The sequence below is a fragment of the Shigella sp. FJ200513 genome (assembly GCF_040495915.1).
Taxonomy (GTDB): Bacteria; Pseudomonadota; Gammaproteobacteria; order Enterobacterales; family Enterobacteriaceae; genus ECMA0423.
The window spans coordinates 18,961-38,944 of the sequence record NZ_JBDYCV010000031.1; the positions used below are offsets into that span (position 1 = coordinate 18,961).

20 protein-coding genes, 2 pseudogenes and 1 other annotated feature are annotated in these 19,984 nt (G+C 43.5%); of the genes and pseudogenes, 14 read left to right on the forward strand and 8 right to left on the reverse strand.

Translation table 11 applies throughout. The annotated features are described in order from the left end of the window. Position 1 precedes the first annotated feature (1 nt). From rfbC to wzzB, 13 genes and pseudogenes are all read left to right on the forward strand, one after another. The gene (gene rfbC, locus ABZJ92_RS09075) at positions 2–547 is read left to right on the forward strand and encodes a dTDP-4-dehydrorhamnose 3,5-epimerase (RefSeq protein ID WP_001100804.1); all 546 of its coding nucleotides are present in this window, start codon (positions 2–4) and stop codon (positions 545–547) included. A gap of 15 nt (positions 548–562) precedes the next feature. Further along, positions 563–1,819 carry an O13/O129/O135 family O-antigen flippase gene (wzx, locus tag ABZJ92_RS09080; protein ID WP_000022479.1) on the forward strand — a complete coding sequence of 419 codons (1,257 nt, stop codon included), beginning with the start codon at positions 563–565 and terminating at the stop codon, positions 1,817–1,819. A gap of 29 nt (positions 1,820–1,848) precedes the next feature. Then, the gene (locus ABZJ92_RS09085; RefSeq protein WP_001087597.1) at positions 1,849–2,739 is read left to right on the forward strand and encodes a rhamnosyltransferase; all 891 of its coding nucleotides are present in this window, start codon (positions 1,849–1,851) and stop codon (positions 2,737–2,739) included. Then, positions 2,732–3,637: a dTDP-rhamnosyl transferase RfbG gene (rfbG, locus tag ABZJ92_RS09090; RefSeq protein ID WP_000556239.1), complete on the forward strand. Its 906-nt coding sequence runs from the start codon at positions 2,732–2,734 to the stop codon at positions 3,635–3,637. The genes ABZJ92_RS09085 and rfbG overlap by 8 nt, the downstream gene beginning before the upstream one ends. Positions 3,638–3,656: 19 nt before the next feature. Next, complete coding sequence (gene wzy / locus ABZJ92_RS09095; RefSeq protein ID WP_001059773.1) at positions 3,657–4,805, forward strand: O13/O129/O135 family O-antigen polymerase; 1,149 nt, start codon at positions 3,657–3,659, stop codon at positions 4,803–4,805. Positions 4,806–4,808: 3 nt separating this feature from the next. Continuing rightward, positions 4,809–5,183, forward strand: coding sequence for a GtrA family protein (locus ABZJ92_RS09100; protein WP_011069435.1), 375 nt, complete (start codon positions 4,809–4,811; stop codon positions 5,181–5,183). A 62-nt stretch (positions 5,184–5,245) separates the two neighbouring features. Further along, positions 5,246–6,184, forward strand: a pseudogene (locus ABZJ92_RS09105) (glycosyltransferase family 2 protein). 170 nt (positions 6,185–6,354) lie between these two features. After that, positions 6,355–6,954, forward strand: coding sequence for a hypothetical protein (locus tag ABZJ92_RS09110; RefSeq protein WP_000055830.1), 600 nt, complete (start codon positions 6,355–6,357; stop codon positions 6,952–6,954). Positions 6,955–7,099: 145 nt separating this feature from the next. After that, positions 7,100–7,606 carry a hypothetical protein gene (locus ABZJ92_RS09115; protein ID WP_167389524.1) on the forward strand — a complete coding sequence of 169 codons (507 nt, stop codon included), beginning with the start codon at positions 7,100–7,102 and terminating at the stop codon, positions 7,604–7,606. Positions 7,607–7,647: 41 nt separating this feature from the next. Next, the gene (locus ABZJ92_RS09120; protein ID WP_000710193.1) at positions 7,648–7,962 is read left to right on the forward strand and encodes a hypothetical protein; all 315 of its coding nucleotides are present in this window, start codon (positions 7,648–7,650) and stop codon (positions 7,960–7,962) included. 108 nt (positions 7,963–8,070) lie between these two features. After that, positions 8,071–9,477: an NADP-dependent phosphogluconate dehydrogenase gene (gene gndA / locus ABZJ92_RS09125; RefSeq protein ID WP_000043429.1), complete on the forward strand. Its 1,407-nt coding sequence runs from the start codon at positions 8,071–8,073 to the stop codon at positions 9,475–9,477. Between the two features lie 249 nt (positions 9,478–9,726). Further along, positions 9,727–10,847, forward strand: a pseudogene (gene ugd / locus ABZJ92_RS09130) (UDP-glucose 6-dehydrogenase). A gap of 145 nt (positions 10,848–10,992) precedes the next feature. Next, positions 10,993–11,970 carry an LPS O-antigen chain length determinant protein WzzB gene (gene wzzB, locus ABZJ92_RS09135; protein ID WP_005049214.1) on the forward strand — a complete coding sequence of 326 codons (978 nt, stop codon included), beginning with the start codon at positions 10,993–10,995 and terminating at the stop codon, positions 11,968–11,970. Between the two features lie 185 nt (positions 11,971–12,155). Here the strand turns inward: wzzB and hisIE are convergent, their stop codons facing one another. The 8 genes from hisIE to hisG are packed head-to-tail and all read right to left on the reverse strand — an operon-like array spanning position 12,156 to position 19,189. Further along, positions 12,156–12,767: a bifunctional phosphoribosyl-AMP cyclohydrolase/phosphoribosyl-ATP diphosphatase HisIE gene (hisIE, locus tag ABZJ92_RS09140; RefSeq protein WP_000954863.1), complete on the reverse strand. Its 612-nt coding sequence runs from the start codon at positions 12,765–12,767 to the stop codon at positions 12,156–12,158. Further along, a complete protein-coding gene (gene hisF, locus ABZJ92_RS09145) occupies positions 12,761–13,537 on the reverse strand; it encodes an imidazole glycerol phosphate synthase subunit HisF (protein ID WP_000880171.1) in 777 nt (258 codons plus the stop codon). Before hisF ends, hisIE begins: the two co-directional genes overlap by 7 nt. After that, positions 13,519–14,256 carry a 1-(5-phosphoribosyl)-5-[(5-phosphoribosylamino)methylideneamino]imidazole-4-carboxamide isomerase gene (gene hisA / locus ABZJ92_RS09150; protein ID WP_000586440.1) on the reverse strand — a complete coding sequence of 246 codons (738 nt, stop codon included), beginning with the start codon at positions 14,254–14,256 and terminating at the stop codon, positions 13,519–13,521. The genes hisF and hisA overlap by 19 nt, the downstream gene beginning before the upstream one ends. Continuing rightward, positions 14,256–14,846, reverse strand: a complete 591-nt coding sequence (gene hisH, locus ABZJ92_RS09155; RefSeq protein ID WP_001103547.1) for an imidazole glycerol phosphate synthase subunit HisH — start codon at positions 14,844–14,846, stop codon at positions 14,256–14,258. Before hisH ends, hisA begins: the two co-directional genes overlap by 1 nt. Then, a complete protein-coding gene (gene hisB, locus ABZJ92_RS09160; RefSeq protein ID WP_000080068.1) occupies positions 14,846–15,913 on the reverse strand; it encodes a bifunctional histidinol-phosphatase/imidazoleglycerol-phosphate dehydratase HisB in 1,068 nt (355 codons plus the stop codon). Before hisB ends, hisH begins: the two co-directional genes overlap by 1 nt. Then, positions 15,913–16,983, reverse strand: a complete 1,071-nt coding sequence (hisC, locus tag ABZJ92_RS09165) for a histidinol-phosphate transaminase (RefSeq protein WP_000108918.1) — start codon at positions 16,981–16,983, stop codon at positions 15,913–15,915. Before hisC ends, hisB begins: the two co-directional genes overlap by 1 nt. After that, positions 16,980–18,284, reverse strand: a complete 1,305-nt coding sequence (gene hisD, locus ABZJ92_RS09170) for a histidinol dehydrogenase (RefSeq protein WP_000009597.1) — start codon at positions 18,282–18,284, stop codon at positions 16,980–16,982. Before hisD ends, hisC begins: the two co-directional genes overlap by 4 nt. A gap of 5 nt (positions 18,285–18,289) precedes the next feature. Next, on the reverse strand, positions 18,290–19,189 hold the full coding sequence (hisG, locus tag ABZJ92_RS09175) for an ATP phosphoribosyltransferase (RefSeq protein WP_000131772.1): 900 nt from the start codon (positions 19,187–19,189) through the stop codon (positions 18,290–18,292). 46 nt (positions 19,190–19,235) lie between these two features. Further along, positions 19,236–19,359: a sequence feature (His leader region), on the reverse strand. Between the two features lie 299 nt (positions 19,360–19,658). Between hisG and yefM the strand changes: the two genes are divergently transcribed. Next, positions 19,659–19,931, forward strand: a complete 273-nt coding sequence (yefM, locus tag ABZJ92_RS09180) for a YoeB-YefM toxin-antitoxin system antitoxin YefM (protein WP_001259256.1) — start codon at positions 19,659–19,661, stop codon at positions 19,929–19,931. The last annotated feature ends 53 nt before the right edge of the window (positions 19,932–19,984 follow it).

The following is a 19,984-nucleotide window of genomic DNA, read 5'->3' on the forward strand; positions in this document are numbered from 1 at the left end:
AATGAACGTAATTAAAACTGAAATTCCTGATGTGCTAATTTTTGAACCAAAAGTATTTGGTGATGAGCGGGGCTTTTTTATGGAAAGCTTCAATCAGAAAGTTTTCGAAGAGGCTGTAGGACGAAAGGTTGAGTTTGTTCAGGATAACCATTCTAAATCAACTAAGGGTGTGTTACGCGGACTGCACTATCAGCTGGAACCTTATGCTCAAGGAAAACTGGTACGCTGTGTTGTCGGTGAAGTTTTTGACGTAGCTGTTGATATTCGGAAATCATCACCAACATTTGGCAAGTGGGTTGGTGTAAATTTGTCGGCGGAGAATAAGCGTCAATTATGGATACCGGAAGGATTCGCTCATGGGTTTTGCGTTCTTAGTGATGAAGCAGAATTTGTCTACAAAACAAATAATTTCTATTCAAAAATGCAAGAGCGTGGGATTTTATGGAGCGACAAAAGTATAAATATAGAATGGCCGGTTCAAAATCCATTGCTTTCTGATAAAGATATTAATGGTCAAAAATTTGTAGATGCTGATTATTTTATATGATAAAGAAATGTAATAATGAGCATAATAAAAAATAGTGTCTGGAACCTTTTTGGCTATGCAATACCAACTTTAATTGCTATCCCCTCGCTAGGATTTCTCGCTCGAGGTTTGGGGCCTGAAGGTTTCGGTGTTTATACAATTGCAATTGCACTTGTTGGGTATGCTGGAATTTTTGATGTAGGCCTGACTCGCTCTGTTATTAGAGAAATTGCAATTCATCGTGATAATCATCATGAAAGAACCAAGGTAATTTCAACAAGTACATCTTTTTTGGTGCTATTTTCATGCTTTGGTGCTTTTTTATTATTGATTTTCTCTGATGGAATTGTTAATTATCTAAAAATTTCTGGTGTTGAACATAGTGATATACAACTAGCATTTAAACTGTTGGCTATTTGCATTCCATTATTTATTCTAAATCAATTATGGTCAGCCATTCTTGAGGGGGATGAAAAATTTGGCATTGTAAATATTCAAAAATCTATATCAAGCTCTTGCATCGCGGGAATTCCGGCCATATTTGTTTTTTATAGTGCTACATTGTCGGCAGCGGTTGCTGGTTTAATATTTGCAAGAGTTATTTCGATTTTAGTCTCTGCCTATTATGTCAGGAATGATATTAAAATTTCGGGGGTTCATTTTTGTTATAAAACCTTTAAACGACTCTTTTTCTTTGGCGGTTGGATGACAGTAAGTAATATCATAAGTCCGGTCATGGTGTATTTTGATCGATTTATAGTGTCAAATATTATGGGGGCAGATAAAGTTGCATTTTATTCTGCACCAGCGGAGGTTATTCTAAAATTAGGAATAATACCTGCAGCAATCGGGAGGGCAGTGTTTCCAAGGTTAAGTAACATCAAAGACTTTAAAGAATTTAAACGTAATGTAAATAAATCATTGCTTTTAATGTTTCTAATCTGTTTGCCGGTGATAATCATAGGCTTGTTATATTCAGGGCTTGTATTGAAAATATGGTTTGGTGAGAATTATCAAATTAATTCCTTTAATATATTAAATGTGTTATTGATCGGTTTTTTCTTCAATGCGCTGGCAATGATACCATTCTCTGCAATCCAGGCATTAGGAAAATCTAAAATTACTGCTTTGATTCATTGTGCTGAATTGGTTCCTTATTTAGCCCTTTTGTATTTTATGGTCGAAAAATATGGGTTACTGGGTGCCGCAATATCCTGGAGCATACGTGTAATTTTAGATGCTCTGTTATTACAATGGCTTTATACTAGAATGTGTTCTGTATATGAAAACTAAAATTAACCAATTACTGAGTCACTTGGATAATGAATAGTAATATTTACGCTGTCATTGTGACATATAATCCCGAACTTAAAAATCTGAATGCACTGATCACTGAACTAAAGGAGCAAAATTGTTACGTTGTAGTAGTCGATAATAGGACTAATTTCACCTTGAAAGATAAATTAGCAGACATTGAAAAAGTTCATTTAATTTGTCTTGGTAGGAATGAAGGTATAGCAAAAGCACAAAATATTGGGATTCGATATTCTCTTGAAAAAGGGGCAGAGAAGATAATTTTTTTTGATCAAGATAGCCGTATTCGCAATGAGTTTATCAAAAAACTTTCCTGCTATATGGATAATGAAAATGCAAAAATAGCTGGCCCAGTTTTTATTGATAGAGATAAGTCACATTATTATCCTATTTGTAATATCAAAAAAAATGGTCTTCGAGAGAAAATTCATGTCACTGAAGGACAGACACCGTTTAAAAGTTCAGTAACAATCTCATCCGGAACCATGGTTTCAAAAGAAGTTTTTGAGATTGTTGGAATGATGGATGAGGAACTTTTTATTGATTATGTCGATACAGAATGGTGTCTTAGATGCTTAAACTATGGCATATTAGTTCATATCATTCCTGATATAGAAATGGTTCATGCTATTGGGGATAAGTCAGTAAAAATCTGTGGGATTAACATACCAATTCACTCGCCAGTACGTCGTTATTATCGAGTAAGAAATGCATTTCTTTTGCTTAGAAAAAATCATGTGCCTCTTTTACTCTCTATTAGGGAAGTTGTTTTTTCTTTAATTCATACGACTTTAATTATCGCAACTCAAAAAAATAAAATTGAATATATGAAAAAACATATTTTGGCTACGCTGGATGGAATAAGAGGAATTACTGGGGGCGGTCGTTATAATGCATAGTTCTGATCAAAAAAGAGTAGCTGTACTTATGGCTACGTATAATGGCGAATGCTGGATTGAGGAACAATTAAAAAGTATTATTGAACAAAAAGATGTAGACATCTCAATTTTTATATCAGATGATTTATCAACTGATAATACATTAAATATTTGTGAAGAATTTCAATTATCATATCCCTCAATTATAAATATACTTCCAAGCGTCAATAAGTTTGGGGGGGCAGGTAAAAATTTTTATAGATTAATTAAAGATGTCGATCTTGAAAACTATGATTATATCTGTTTTAGTGATCAGGACGATATTTGGTATAAAGATAAAATAAAAAATGCAATTGACTGCTTGGTATTTAATAATGCGAATTGTTATTCCAGCAATGTAATTGCATATTATCCATCAGGGCGAAAAAATTTAGTTGATAAGGCTCAGTCGCAAACTCAATTCGATTATTTTTTTGAAGCAGCAGGTCCGGGGTGTACATATGTTATAAAAAAAGAAACGCTTATTGAATTTAAGAAGTTCATCATAAATAATAAAAATGCTGCACAAGATATCTGTCTGCATGATTGGTTTTTATATTCATTTGCGCGGACGAGAAATTATTCGTGGTATATTGATAGAAAACCAACAATGCTGTACAGACAGCATGAAAACAACCAAGTGGGAGCAAACATTAGTTTTAAAGCAAAATACAAACGGCTTGGTTTGGTGAGAAACAAGTGGTATCGAAAAGAAGTAACTAAAATAGCTAATGCCTTAGCTGATGATAGCTTTGTGAATAATCAATTGGGTAAAGGTTATATAGGCAATTTGATCTTGGCTTTAAGTTTTTGGAAGTTAAGGCGGAAAAAGGCTGATAAAATTTATATTTTATTAATGTTGATTTTAAACATATTTTAAAAAACATCACCTTACGAATATGAATAATATAAATAAAATTTTTATAACATTTTTATGTATTGAACTGATTATTGGTGGTGGTGGAAGATTACTGGAGCCATTGGGAATATTCCCTTTGCGATATTTATTATTTGTATTTAGTTTTATACTTTTAATTTTTAATTTAGTTACATTCAATTTTTCAATCACCCAAAAATGTGTCAGTCTTTTTATATGGTTGCTTTTATTTCCTTTTTATGGCTTCTTTGTCGGCTTATTAGCTGGTAATAAAATAAATGATATACTGTTTGATGTGCAACCATACCTTTTTATGCTGTCACTTATATATCTATTTACACTAAGATATACTTTAAAAGTATTTTCATGTGAGATTTTTATTAAAATAGTTAATGCATTTGCATTATATGGATCACTGTTATATATTTCATACATAATTTTGTTGAATTTCGGTTTGTTAAATTTTAATTTAATTTATGAACACTTATCATTGACTAGCGAGTTCTTTTTTCGTCCCGATGGGGCTTTTTTTTCCAAATCCTTCTACTTTTTTGGTGTCGGTGCGATTATCAGTTTTGTCGACAAAAAATATTTAAAATGTCTCATAATAGTGCTTGCGATATTATTGACAGAATCAAGAGGTGTATTACTTTTTACAACATTATCACTGTTATTAGCCAGTTTTAAATTACATAAGCTATATTTAAATACTATTATAATAATATTGGGCAGCGTTCTATTTATAATTATGCTTTACATGGTCGGATCACGCAGTGAAGATTCTGACTCTGTTAGATTTAATGATTTATATTTTTATTATAAAAATGTTGATTTAGCGACGTTCTTGTTTGGAAGAGGATTTGGTTCATTTATATTAGATCGATTAAGGATTGAAATAGTACCTCTTGAGATACTTCAGAAAACAGGCGTTATTGGTGTATTTATATCATTAGTTCCTATGTTGCTTATCTTTTTGAAAGGCTATTTTTTAAATAGTACAAAAACATCATTAATGATGTCGTTAATACTTTTTTTCAGTATTACCGTTTCTATAACTAATCCATTTCTTTTTACACCCATGGGAATTTTTATTATAGGCGTTGTAGTTTTATGGGTATTTTCTATAGAAAATATCCAAATTAGTAATAACCTCACTTCTGGAGCAAAATAAAGGATGTTAAAAATAGGGAAGTTATTGACCAGTTCTTTTTTTAGTTATTTTTTAATTGGAATTGTCAATACTGCTTTACATTGGGGGGTATTTTATGCGTGTTATAATAATTTAGCTTTTGGTCAAGGCCGAAGTAACATTGTTGGTTTTATATGTGCAGCAACCTTTTCTTTTTTTGCAAATGCAAGATGCTCATTTAAAGTATCTGCAACCAAGGCTAGATATTTTATATTTATATTTTTTATGGGGGCGATGAGTTATTTATTCGGCGTTTTATTTGATCTCTTAGCTTTATCTCCAATATTTACATTGTTCACCTTTTCTCTTTTTAGTTTGGTTTTAGGATATTGCGCATCAAAATATTTCATTTTTCGTTAGTAAACGATTTGTTAAAAACACAATTACTTGCACATTAGCTAAATAGTTTATATGAGGGGCTTATGTATCACTCTTTTAATATCGCTGTAATTATTCCTTGTTATAATGAGCAGAAGGCAATAGCAAAAGTCATAAATGATTTCAAAACGAATATTCCAACTGCTTCTATATATGTATTTGATAATAATTCGACTGACAGTACAGCACAAGTGGCAGAGGATGCTGGAGCAACAGTTCACTCTGTTCCTCTGAAAGGCAAGGGGAATGTCGTAAGACGTATGTTCTCAGATGTAGATGCGGATATTTATCTAATGGTTGATGGAGATGACACTTATGATGCAAGTTCTGCTCCAGAAATGATTAACCATCTCATAAAAAATCAATTGGATATGGTTGTAGGATGTCGTCAAGAGAATGGAGATCAAAATACATACAGAAAAGGGCATCGCTGAGGAAATAAATTGTTGACTGGTACTGTTCAGACTATCTTTAAAGGGAATTTTACTGATATGTTGTCGGGGTATCGTGTATTTTCCAGACGCTATGTTAAATCTTTTCCATGTCTATCAAGGGGATTTGAAATCGAAACTGAGCTTACAATTCATGCTTTAGAATTACGTATGAAGTATGGTGAGGTTAATACAAAATATGGCGAGCGATCTGAAGGGAGTGTGAGCAAACTATCAACTTGGAGTGATGGGTTCAAGATTCTGAAAACAATAATTAAACTTTACTCGCTTGAACGGCCACTATACTTTTTTAGTATTATCGGCGTTTTACTTGCTGCTTTGTCTATAATTTTAGGATTGCCCATCATTGTTGATTATATTGATACAGGTTTGGTGAGAAGATTTCCGACTGCCTTTTTAACTGCCTCCATCATGTTATCGTCAATAATGGCATTTGTATGTGGCATTATTTTGCATTCAAATACAACAACTAGACGTGAAATGAAGGCATTATTTTATCTTTCTGAAAAAAACTATAAACTGATAATGTAAATAGAGTATTTTACTATGATTGAATTGCCGTTGTATTTGTATGTTGTGTATTGTTTTGCTTTTGGAATGACATTTTTTGTCATTGGTAATATTGTATTGTCATCTTTTTTTAAGGAGGGGGTGGCAGGACTTAACAAATTTTCTTTATTTTTTATTGCCTATGCATAGGGATGTCTTTAAATATTTTGATAATTTACTTTCTGGGCATGGTCGGGCAATTTAATAAGATTGCTATCTTTTTAATTTTTACGGTGTGTTGGGTTTTAAGCATTATTAAACGTCAGCAATTTAGATGGCTGGCAATAAATAATATTGAGTTCAGTACGCTGTTTGTTATTTTATTTCTTGTTTTGATTTTTGTGGTTACATTGTTATCGTCCCTGCGAGCTCCCGGTGATTGGGATGATACTATGTATCACTTACCTTTGGCTCGTTCATTAGTTGAGCACCATGCAATTGTTGTTGAACAATATTTGCGTTTTCCTCTGTTCCCGCAAAATGCAGATCTTTTAATGGCTTTAGGTTTACAGTTAGGAGATGTAAGGTTAGCTCAGTTTTTAGCAAATATCTGTTTTTTTGTAATAGCCTGTGGACTTGTTGGCTGTTCATGGGAAATTACGAAAACTTATTATCCAGGCATTATTGCTACAATCCTACTATTTACTATCAATCCACTTAAAGATCATCTTGGTTATGCATATATTGATTTAACGCTATCTTTGTTTTGCTGCAGCCAGTATTCTTATATATATTCGCTCAGAAAACAATAAAACACAAAATGAATTAATTTTTTTATGTGGTTTTTTTATTGGAATTGCTTGTGGCGTAAAACTATTTGGTGCCATATATGGAGCCATCATATTTGTTATATTGATAGCGAAAAAGAGAAACATACAGACATTTCTTATTTTTAGCTTGGCAACAATTCTTGGTGGCATTTATTGGTATGTCCGTAGTTTTTGGATCTCTGGTGATCCTTTTAGTCCTGCTGGAGGAAATATATTTGGTCACTACCTATGGAATGAAATTGATCTACAAGTTCAAACAGCAGAACAAGCTCGACATGGTATAAGTCCTGCCACATTAGATTTGCAACAAGCAATTAATAAAGTTGGCAGTGATGTTGTTTTTTATGCTATACTGTCTGTCTTTACACTTAGGAATAATAAAATACTTTGGGTATTTTTCTCGATTGTTTTAACATATGTCTTATTTTGGTTTTCTGTTACGCAAGGTGACAGGTATTTATCACCCATTTACCCATTGTCAGTATTGCAGGTTGCGATCTCAATTGCAAGTTTAATAAAAGATATCAACATTACAAATTACAAGTTGGGACGATATTTTATCCTTGTGTGTATTATTTTTTTTCGGGGCGATCGTTGTATTTTGAATTCAAATATTTTTATTCTGAATACTTGAATTTTAATTCACGCTTAGAAAGTCGCTATAGCTATGAACTGATGAAGAAAGCAAGTGAATATAGTGAGTTATATGGAGATAATCTTATCCAATTAGGCTTGGAGGATGGTATTTACTTCTATAAAGGGATGGCAATTGGTGACGTCTTTGGATTAGCAAGATATAGTGATTGGACTATTAGTAATCCCGAGTGTGAGGTAATCCCACAGGATGATTTAATAGAGAAGATGAAATCTTTTAATAGTTCGTTTATTGTTATATCTAAACGAAGCTATGCTAATTTTAATCCAGAAAAGTATCCAAAATTCAAAGTTCTTATGGATACACCCAATGGCATACTTATCGCTATAAAGTAAGAAGCATGCTGTAACCATATGTATTCCTTGATTAGAAGATGAAAATCACGACGGTTAATAATATAACGGTTAATAGACGGTTAATAATATAGAAGACAGGAGTAAACAATGTCAAAGCAACAGATCGGCGTAGTCGGTATGGCAGTGATGGGGCGCAACCTTGCGCTCAACATCGAAAGTCGTGGTTATACCGTCTCTATTTTCAACCGCTCCCGCGAAAAGACGGAAGAAGTGATTGCTGAAAATCCAGGCAAGAAACTGGCTCCTTACTATACGGTGAAAGAGTTTGTTGAATCTCTGGAAACGCCTCGTCGCATCCTGTTAATGGTGAAAGCAGGTGCAGGCACGGATGCTGCGATTGATTCCCTGAAACCATATCTCGATAAAGGTGACATCATCATTGATGGTGGTAATACCTTCTTCCAGGACACCATTCGTCGTAATCGTGAGCTTTCAGCAGAGGGCTTTAACTTCATCGGTACCGGTGTTTCCGGCGGTGAAGAGGGCGCGCTGAAAGGTCCTTCTATTATGCCTGGCGGGCAGAAAGAGGCTTATGAGCTGGTTGCGCCTATCCTGACTAAAATCGCTGCCGTGGCAGAAGACGGCGAGCCATGCGTTACTTATATTGGTGCCGACGGCGCAGGCCATTATGTGAAGATGGTTCACAATGGTATTGAATACGGAGATATGCAGCTCATTGCTGAAGCGTATTCTCTGCTCAAAGGTGGCCTGAATCTATCTAATGAAGAACTGGCCCAGACTTTCACCGAGTGGAATAACGGTGAACTTAGCAGCTACCTGATCGACATCACTAAAGATATCTTCACCAAAAAAGATGAAGACGGTAACTACCTGGTTGATGTGATTCTGGATGAAGCAGCAAACAAAGGCACCGGTAAATGGACCAGCCAGAGCGCGCTGGATCTCGGCGAACCGCTGTCGCTGATTACCGAGTCTGTGTTTGCACGTTATATCTCTTCTCTGAAAGATCAGCGCGTTGCCGCATCTAAAGTTCTCTCTGGTCCGCAAGCTCAGTCAGCAGGCGACAAGGCTGAGTTCATCGAAAAAGTTCGCAGTGCGCTGTATCTGGGCAAAATCGTTTCTTACGCTCAGGGCTTCTCTCAGCTGCGTGCTGCGTCTGAAGAATACAATTGGGATCTGAACTACGGCGAAATCGCGAAGATTTTCCGTGCTGGCTGCATCATCCGTGCGCAGTTCCTGCAGAAAATCACCGATGCTTATGCCGAAAATCCGCAGATCGCTAACCTGCTGCTGGCCCCGTACTTCAAGCAAATTGCCGATGACTACCAGCAGGCGCTGCGCGATGTCGTCGCTTATGCAGTACAGAACGGTATCCCGGTTCCGACCTTCGCCGCTGCGGTTGCCTATTACGATAGCTACCGTGCCGCGGTTCTGCCTGCGAACCTGATCCAGGCACAGCGTGACTATTTCGGGGCGCATACTTATAAGCGCATTGATAAAGAAGGTGTGTTCCATACTGAATGGCTGGATTAATCTGATTTAACCAACAATAAAATTGAGGCCCGGCGTATATTGCACCGGGCTTTTTTTTGCCAAATATCTTATAGACTAAATTTCACTGCTTAATATTAACTTAATAAACATCAGCTATTCTTATAAAGAAAATCTGAATTGTTTTTCGTTGCGTTGACCATCTGACAACGTAGCGTTAAAACTTTTAGCATCTTATCACGATGCTAAAAACATCATGATTCACAGTTAAGTTAATTCTGAGAGCATGAAATGAAAATCACCATTTCCGGTACTGGCTATGTAGGCTTGTCAAACGGGCTTCTAATCGCACAAAATCATGAGGTTGTGGCATTAGATATTTTACCGTCACGCGTTGCTATGCTGAATGATCGGATATCTCCTATTGTTGATAAGGAAATTCAGCAGTTTTTGCAATCAGATAAAATACACTTTAATGCCACATTAGATAAAAATGAAGCCTACCGGGATGCTGATTATGTCATCATCGCCACTCCAACCGACTATGATCCTAAAACTAATTATTTCAATACATCCAGTGTAGAATCAGTAATTAAAGACGTAGTTGAGATAAATCCTTATGCGGTTATGGTCATCAAATCAACGGTTCCCGTTGGTTTTACCGCAGCGATGCATAAGAAATATCGTACTGAAAATATTATTTTCTCTCCGGAATTCCTCCGCGAAGGTAAAGCCCTTTACGATAATCTCCATCCGTCACGTATTGTCATCGGTGAGCGTTCAGAACGCGCAGAACGTTTTGCTGCGTTGTTACAGGAAGGCGCGATTAAGCAAAATATCCCGACCCTGTTTACCGACTCCACTGAAGCAGAAGCGATTAAACTTTTCGCTAATACCTATCTGGCGATGCGCGTAGCATACTTTAATGAACTGGATAGTTATGCAGAAAGTTTAGGTCTGAATACTCGCCAGATTATCGAAGGCGTTTGTCTCGATCCGCGTATTGGCAACCATTACAACAATCCGTCGTTTGGTTATGGTGGTTATTGTCTGCCGAAAGATACCAAGCAGTTACTGGCGAACTACCAGTCTGTGCCGAATAACCTGATCTCGGCAATTGTCGATGCAAACCGCAAGTGGTGGGTATTTATCGTCTGATTATGAAGAGCGGGTCAGATAACTTCCGTGCGTCTTCTATTCAGGGGATTATGAAGCGTATCAAGGCGAAAGGCGTTGAAGTGATCATCTACGAGCCGGTGATGAAAGAAGACTCATTCTTCAACTCTCGCCTGGAACGTGATCTCGCCACCTTCAAACAACAAGCCGACGTCATTATCTCCAACCGTATGGCAGAAGAGCTTAAGGATGTGGCAGATAAGGTCTACACCCGCGATCTCTTTGGCAGCGACTAACATCTTGTTATCAGGGCTATTTACGCCCTGATTGTCTTTTGTTACCTCCGCAATAATTCATTATTTTTATCACTTATCCTATAGCATTCACGGGGATTATCGCTAAACTATGCGGACTTGGAAATTTCCGTCAGTTAGGGTAATGATGAGAGTAGAAAATAATAATGTTTCTGGGCAAAACCATGACCCGGAACAGATTGATTTGATTGATTTACTAGTGCAGTTGTGGCGTGGCAAGATGACAATTATCATTTCCGTCATTGTGGCTATTGCCCTGGCTATTGGTTATTTGGCAGTAGCGAAGGAGAAATGGACGTCAACAGCAATTATCACTCAGCCCGACGTGGGGCAAATTGCTGGCTATAACAATGCCATGAATGTTATCTATGGTCAGGCTGCACCGAAAGTATCGGATTTGCAGGAGACGTTAATTGGTCGCTTCAGTTCTGCCTTCTCTGCATTAGCAGAAACGCTGGATAATCAGGAAGAGCCAGAAAAACTTACCATCGAACCTTCTGTTAAGAACCAGCAATTACCATTGACTGTTTCTTATGTTGGGCAAACTGCAGAGGGCGCACAAATGAAGTTGGCCCAATACATTCAGCAAGTTGATGATAAAGTGAATCAAGAGCTAGAAAAGGATCTCAAGGACAACATTGCTCTGGGACGGAAAAACTTGCAGGACTCTTTAAGAACCCAGGAAGTGGTCGCGCAGGAGCAGAAAGATCTGCGTATCCGTCAGATTCAGGAAGCGTTGCAGTATGCGAATCAGGCGCAGGTGACAAAGCCACAGGTTCAGCAGACTGAAGATGTGACGCAAGATACGTTGTTCCTTCTAGGGAGCGAAGCGCTGGAGTCGATGATTAAGCATGAAGCGACTCGTCCGTTGGTGTTCTCACCAAACTACTATCAGACACGTCAAAACCTGTTGGATATTGAAAAATTAAAGTTTGATGATCTTGATATTCATGCTTACCGCTATGTGATGAAACCGACGTTACCTATTCGTCGCGATAGTCCGAAAAAGGCAATCACCTTGATTCTGGCAGTGCTTCTGGGCGGCATGGTTGGCGCGGGGATTGTGTTGGGGCGTAACGCTCTGCGTAATTACAACGCGAAGTAATATTATTGTGCATTTAAGAGAAACGGGCAGGGTGGTGACACCATGCCCGTTTTTTTTGCCGGATGCGATGCTGGCGCATCTTATCCGGCCTACGTGTGTTGAGATAATGTGTAGGCACGATAAGTTTGCGCATCGGGCAATGGCTCCGGGTGTGACAACAACATCACACCTGCTCAGCCCGTAACTCACTGATGCCGTTTATGCAGGTTCTCAATTACTGTCGTTAAATCCAGATCCTGATCCTGCAACAGCACCAGCAGGTGATACATCAAGTCAGATGCCTCGTTGGTCAGCTCAAAGCGATCATGTACCGTTGCTGCCAGTGCGGTTTCCACGCCTTCTTCGCCCACTTTCTGCGCAATGCGTTTAGTGCCGCTGGCATACAGTTTGGCGGTGTAGGAGGTTTCCGGGTCGGCATATTTACGTTCGGCGAGCAGTTGTTCCAGTTGATACAGGAACAGCCACTGGTGAGCGGTGTTGCCGAAGCAGCTACTGGTGCCTTTGTGGCAGGTTGGCCCGATGGGATTCGCCAGCACCAGTAATGTGTCGTTGTCGCAGTCCGGGGCAATACTTACCACATTGAGAAAATTGCCCGAGGTTTCGCCTTTGATCCACAGTCGCTGTTTAGTGCGCGAGAAGAAGGTGACTTTACCGCTTTCGATGGTTTTGTCTAAGGCTTCCGGGTTCATGTAGCCCAGCATTAACACTTCGCCAGATACCGCGTGTTGCACAATCACCGGCATCAGACCGTCGGTTTTTTCCCAGTCCAGTTCGCGACGTTGTTGTTCTGTTAACATATCCTGATCTCCACGCCCTGTGTTGCCAGGTACGCTTTTAATTCGCCAATATTGATTATTTGTTTGTGGAATACGGAAGCTGCCAGCGCACCGTCAACGTCGGCATCGCGGAAGGCTTCCAGGAAGTGTTCCATGGTGCCCGCGCCACCGGAGGCAATCAGCGGGACGTGGCAAACTTCACGCACTTTTTTCAGCTGCTTGAGGTCGTAACCGTTACACACGCCGTCCTGATTCATCATGTTGAGGACGATTTCTCCGGCGCCGCGTTTTTGCACCTCCTCTACCCAGTCGAGCGTTTCCCATTGAGTGACGCGGGTGCGGCTTTCATCGCCGGTATATTGATTTACATGATATTTACCGGTTTCGGCGTCGTACCAGGTATCAATACCAACCACAATACACTGCACGCCAAAGCGATCGGCCAGGCGAGTAATTAATGTTGGGTCTGCCAGCGCAGGGGAGTTGATGGAAATTTTATCCGCGCCAAAGGAAAGAATTTTCGCGGCATCTTCCAGAGACTTAATCCCACCCGCCACACAAAACGGAATGTCGATCACTTCCGCCACGCGAGATACCCAGCTTTTATCTACCACACGGCCATCGCTGGAAGCGGTGATATCGTAGAACACCAGTTCATCTGCACCTTCTTCGGCGTAGCGTTTTGCCAGTGGCACGATATCGCCAATGATTTCATGGTTGCGAAACTGTACGCCTTTCACCACCTGACCATCACGAACGTCGAGACACGGGATTATGCGTTTTGCCAGCATGCGATGGCCTCCTTCACGGTGAATTTACCTTCCAGTAATGCACGACCAACTATTACGCCGCGCACGCCAGTGCCACGTAGGGCAGCAACATCGTTAATGTCGCCAATGCCGCCGGAGGACTGAAACGCCACTTGCGGATATCTGGCACACACTTCTTCATATAAAGAGACGTTAGATCCCGCCAGCGTGCCGTCGCGCGAGATATCGGTACACAACACATGTTTCAGGCCGACGGGCAGATAGGTTTCCACCAGTTGTTCCAGTGAAACGCCCGAGTTCTCTTGCCAGCCGCTGACTGCCACTTGCTTGTTGCCTTGCTCGTCAATACGGACATCCAGTGCCAGCACCAGCGCATCGGCACCGAAACGTTCAAACCAGCCTTTCACTACGTCCGGTGATTTCACTGCGGTGGAACCGACCACCACGCGCGCAACGCCAGCTTCCAGTAACGCCGCCACGTCTTCTTCACTACGAACACCGCCGCCAACCTGCACCGGGACGTTAACGCCCGCGACCAGGGTTTTAATCAGCGGGATTTGACGCTTAGCCGGATCTTTTGCCCCGGTCAGATCCACCAGGTGCAACACTTCGGCACCTTGCGCAGCGTAATCCTGTAAGCGCGGCAGCGGGTCGTTACCGTAATCGCGTTGTTTGCCGTAATCGCCCTGATGGAGACGCACCACGGTGCCGTCGATTAAATCTAATGCCGGAATAATCATCACATCTCCAGGAAGTTTTTCAGCAACTTAGCGCCAGCGGCACCAGAACGCTCCGGGTGGAACTGCACGCCGTAGAAGTTATCTTTTTGTACCGCCGCGGTGAACGGTTCGCCGTAATTACACTGGGCGATGGTCCACGGATTGACTGGCATTGCGTAGCTGTGAACAAAGTAAAAGTACGCGCCGTCTTCAATCCCCTGAAACAGGCGGTTGCCTGCCTGCGGATAAACGCGGTTCCAGCCCATATGTGGCAGTGGCAGACCAAAGTCGGTCATTTTCGGCACGTCTTCGTCGATGATGCCCAGCAAGTCGACGCCATTGCTCTCTTCGCTGCGTCGTCCCAGGAGTTGCATCCCTAAGCAGATGCCCAGCACCGGTTGGGTACAGGCTTTGATGAGATCAAACAGCTCGCGCTCACGCACCTGATCCATCGCTGCTTGTGCGGTGCCGACGCCGGGTAAAAACAGTTTATCGGCCAGCAACACAATGTCCGGGTCACGGCTGACTTTGGGTTCATAACCGTGGCGCGCAATGGCAGACTTCACAGAGTTCAGGTTGGCGCAGCCAGTATCAAGGATCACCACGTTCATTACAGCACTCCTTTCGACGAGGGCAGGGTGTCGCCTTCGACGCGGATGGCCTGGCGCAGGGTACGACCAAAGGCTTTGAACAGGCTTTCTACACGGTGATGATCGTTTTTACCTTTGGTTTTCAGGTGTAGTGTCACGCCCATGGTGTAAGAGAGCGAACGGAAGAAGTGTTCGATCATTTCAGTGCTGAGATCGCCCACACGCTGGTAGGTAAACTCGGCTTTATATTCCAGGTGCGGGCGACCAGAGATATCCAGTGCGCAGCGGGCAAGGCATTCGTCCATCGGCAGCACAAAACCAAAGCGGCAAATACCGCGTTTGTCGCCGAGGGCAATTTTTAACGCTTCGCCCAGCGCCAGGCCGGTATCTTCGACGGTGTGGTGATCGTCGATATAGAGGTCGCCTTTGACATTGATTTCCATGCGGAAACCGCCGTGGGTGGCGATCTGATCCAGCATGTGATCAAAGAAGCCAACGCCGGTGTTAATCTTGCTGCCACCTTCGCGATCCAGCCACACCTGGACGTCAATCTGCGTCTCTTTGGTGTTGCGCACTACATGGGCGTAACGGTCTCGTTTAGTGAGTTGCTCGCCAATCATTGGCCAGTTCAGGGTTTCGCGGTCGTAGCGTAAACCATTAATGCCCATGTTTTCCGCCAGTTGAATGTCGGTCGCGCGATCGCCAATTACATAACTGTTGGCACGATCCATCGCTTGCTCAGCCAGATAACCCTCCACCAGTTTTACTTTCGGCTTACGGCAGTCGCACTCATCGGCGGGCAGGTGCGGACAAATCAGCACTTCATCAAACTGCACGCCTTGCGAGGTGAAGATCTGCATCATCAGGTTGTGCGGGCCATCAAAATCCGCTTGCGGGAAACTTTGTGTTCCCAGACCATCCTGATTAGTGATCATCACCAGCTTGTAGCCCGCTTTTTGCAGCTTCAGCAATTCCGGGATCACGCCCGGTTCAAAGGCGAGTTTGTCAAAACGGTCCACCTGAAAATCACTCGGCGGTTCGCTAATCAGGGTTCCATCGCGATCGATAAAAAGATACTTCTGACTCATCAAACTTGCTCCGCACGTAAGGCGTCAATGACGCGCTGGCTTTCTTCACGGGTTCCGACGGTAATTCGCAGGCAGCCGCTTAAAGAGGGTTGTTTATTCTGATCACGTAAGATAATGCCCTGATCCCACAAAGATTTAAACACTGCACTGGAGGCTTTAAAGCGCGCCAGAATGTAGTTGGTTTCAGAGTCGAAAACCTGCTCCACGCAGGGGATCTCTTTCAGTGCGGCAATCAGGTATTCGCGTTCTGTAATAATTTGCGCCACCCGTTCGCTCATGGCGACGATTCCCTGCGGGCTTAACGCCTGTGCGGCAATGTCGGCAACCGGCGTCGAGAGCGGGTAGGGGGGGATCACTTTCATCAGCAGGTTGATGACTTCTTCGTTTGCCAGCGTAAATCCGCAACGAAGCCCCGCCAACGCGAAGGCTTTCGAAAGGGTACGCAAAATCGCCAGGTGCGGATATTCCGCCAGCCAGCCAGCTAACGATGCCTGCGGGCAAAACTCGATATAAGCTTCATCGGCAACCACAATCGCCTTACCGCGGGTTAGCTCCAGCAGGGTGCGAAAATCCTGCGGATTGATCAGTTGCCCGGTGGGGTTGTTGGGGCTGCAAACATAGACCACTTTTACGCCGTCCAGCTTGTCGGAAATGCCCTGTAAGTCCAGTTGCCAGTTTTCCAGCGTCGGCACTGTGCGGCATTCGACACCAATGGTTTCAGCGCTGACGCTGTACATGCCGTACGTTGGCGGGCAGTAGAGGATGGCGTCTTTACCCGGTTCGCAAAAAGCGCGGATCAGCAGTTCAATACCTTCGTCCGCGCCACGGCTGACCAGCACCTGTTCCGGTTTTACGCCTGCATATTGCGCGTAATTTTCAATCACCGCTTTTGGCTGGCATTCCGGGTAGCGGTTGAGCGTTTGCTGAGTAAGCTTAAACTCCACGGCTGTGGGATATTCGTTGGCGTTCAGCCAGACGTCGCCGTTACCGCCCAGACGACGCGCCGACTGATACGGTGTCAGGTTGCGGACGTTTTCACGCGCTAAATCAGTAATAGTCACGGTGCTCATGCTTGCTCCTTAAGGACGTTAACACGCAAAGTAACGGCATTTTTGTGGGCGGTCAGGCGCTCGGCGGCGGCCAGTGTTTCAATGGTCGAAGCCAGCGCGGAGAAACCTTCTTTCGACAGTTCCTGTACGGTCATGCGTTTCTGGAAATCTGCCAGCCCGAGGCTGGAACAGGTGGCGGTGTAACCGTAAGTCGGCAGCACGTGGTTGGTGCCGGAGGCGTAGTCGCCTGCCGATTCCGGTGACCAGTCACCAAGAAATACCGAACCGGCGCTGGTGATGCCATCGACCAGTTCGCGGGCGTTGCGGGTCTGAATGATCAGGTGCTCCGGGCCGTACTGGTTGGAGATCTCCACGCACTGCGCTAAATCTTTAGTCACGATCAGGCGGCTGGCGTTCAGTGCCTGGCGGGTGGTTTCGGCACGCGGCAGTTCTGCCAGTTGGCGTTCGACGGCCTCGGCAACGCGACGCGCCATATCAGCATCGGGGGTCAGTAAAATTACCTGTGAGTCAGGGCCGTGTTCAGCCTGAGAAAGCAAATCAGAAGCCACAAAATCCGGCGTAGCGCCGCTGTCAGCAATCACCAGCACTTCCGACGGGCCTGCGGGCATATCGATCGCCGCACCGTCCAGACGCTGGCTTACCTGGCGTTTTGCTTCGGTGACAAAGGCGTTACCCGGCCCGAAGATTTTGTCCACTTTCGGCACAGATTCCGTACCAAACGCCAGCGCGGCAATGGCCTGTGCGCCGCCGACGTTAAACACGTCCTGCACATCGCACAGCTGCGCCGCATAAAGAATTTCATCGGCAATCGGCGGCGGTGAGCACAGCACCACTTTTTTACAGCCCGCAATACGCGCCGGAGTTGCCAGCATTAATACCGTTGAGAAGAGCGGGGCGGAGCCGCCCGGAATATACAAACCCACTGAAGCCACCGGGCGCGTGACCTGCTGGCAACGCACGCCTAGCTGCGTTTCTACATCTACCGGCGGCAGTTTTTGCGCAGTGTGGAAGGTTTCAATACTCTTTACTGCCACCGCCATCGCCTGTTTTAGCTCGTCGCTCAGGCGTTCGCTGGCGGCGGCGATCTCATCAGCAGACACCTTCAGCGCGGTAACCGTGGTTTTATCAAACTTCGCGCTGTATTCACGCAGGGCCTCATCGCCACGCGTTTTCACGTTATCGAGAATATCGTTAACGGTGCGGGTAATGCTTTCAGAAGCGGAGATCGCCGGGCGCATTAACAGCTGGCGTTGTTGCTCCGCAGTACAGCTATTCCAGTCAATGATTGTGTTAAAGCTCATGGCGATCACTCCATCATCTTCTCAATCGGCAGGACCAGGATTGAACTGGCACCCAGTGCTTTCAGTTTTTCCATCGTTTCCCAGAACAGGGTTTCGCTACTCACCATGTGCATCGCTACGCGCTGTTGATCACCCGCCAGCGGCAGAATGGTTGGGCGTTCGGCACCTGGCAGCAGGGCGATGACTTCATCCAGGCGTTCGGTCGGTGCGTGCATCATGATGTATTTTGATTCGCGCGCCTGGATCACACCCTGAATACGGGTCAGTAGCTTGTCGATCAGTTGCTGTTTAGATTCTTCCATTTCGCCATCGCGCTGGATCAGGCAGGCTTTCGAGCGGTAGATAACTTCGACTTCGCGCAGGCCGTTAGCTTCCAGCGTGGCACCGGTGGAAACCAGATCGCAAATCGCATCCGCCAGCCCGGCACGCGGCGCAACTTCGACAGAACCGTTCAGTAAGCAGGATTTAAAAGAGATACCTTTCTGGTCGAGATAACGCTTGAGCAGGTGAGGATAAGAGGTGGCGATACGTTTACCGTTTAAGGAGAGCGGACCGTCCCAGGCTTCATCAACCGGCGTTGCCAGCGAAAGGCGGCAGCCGCCGAAATCCAGACGACGCAGGGTAAAGTAGCGCGGATCTTCACCCTGGGCGCGGCGGTTAAGCAGCTCTTCTTCCAGCACGTTTTCGCCGATAATCCCAAGGTCTACCACGCCGTCCATTACCAGACAGGGAATGTCATCGTCACGCACGCGCAGAATATCAATCGGCATGTTTTCTGCCATCGCGATCAGGCGCTGGGTGTGAAGATTGATTTTAATGCCACAGCGCGCCAGTAATTCGCGTGAGTCATCACTTAAACGGCCGGATTTCTGCATAGCTATGCGTAAACGAGTGTTGTCTGTCATTTTCTTATTCCTCTTTAAACCTGTCTGAACCGTTAACAACCGCGCAATAAAAAAGCCCCCGGAAGGTGATCTTCCGGGGGCTTTCTCATGCGTTCATGCACCACTGGAAGATCTGAATGTCTTCCAGCACACATCGCCTGAAAGACTAGTCAGGATGATGGTGGTGTTTAAATTGAACGCGTGTCATAAAAATCTCTGTGAATGTTTATTCAACTGATGTCTTTTAACCTAAACCACTTTCACGTTAGAAAGCAAGGGCTTTTTTATATATTTTATGGCGATGGATTTGTTTAATGAATGAGCGGGGAAAGGAGGGGGCTAAGAGGACTGTCCTCTAACTTGACAGCACCAAAAAGAGCAAAGTCTGATTTTTCGTCTCGCTGGCAATGTCTTGATCTACAAACTAATTAATAAATAGTTAATTAACACCTATCATTGTACAATGAACTGTACAAAATAGGAGATTTACATGCGTACAATTAGCTACAGCGAAGCGCGTCAGAATTTGTCGGCAACAATGATGAAAGCCGTTGAAGATCATGCCCCGATCCTCATTACTCGTCAGAATGGAGAGGCTTGTGTTCTGATGTCACTCGAAGAATACAATTCGCTGGAAGAGACGGCTTATCTACTGCGTTCCCCCGCTAACGCCCGGAGATTGATGGACTCAATCGATAGCCTGAAATCAGGCAAAGGAACGGAAAAGGACATTATTGAGTGGGTAATGCTGCCAACTTACTGATTTAGTGTATGATGGTGATTTTAAGGTGCTTGCGTGGCTTCCATTTCCATCAG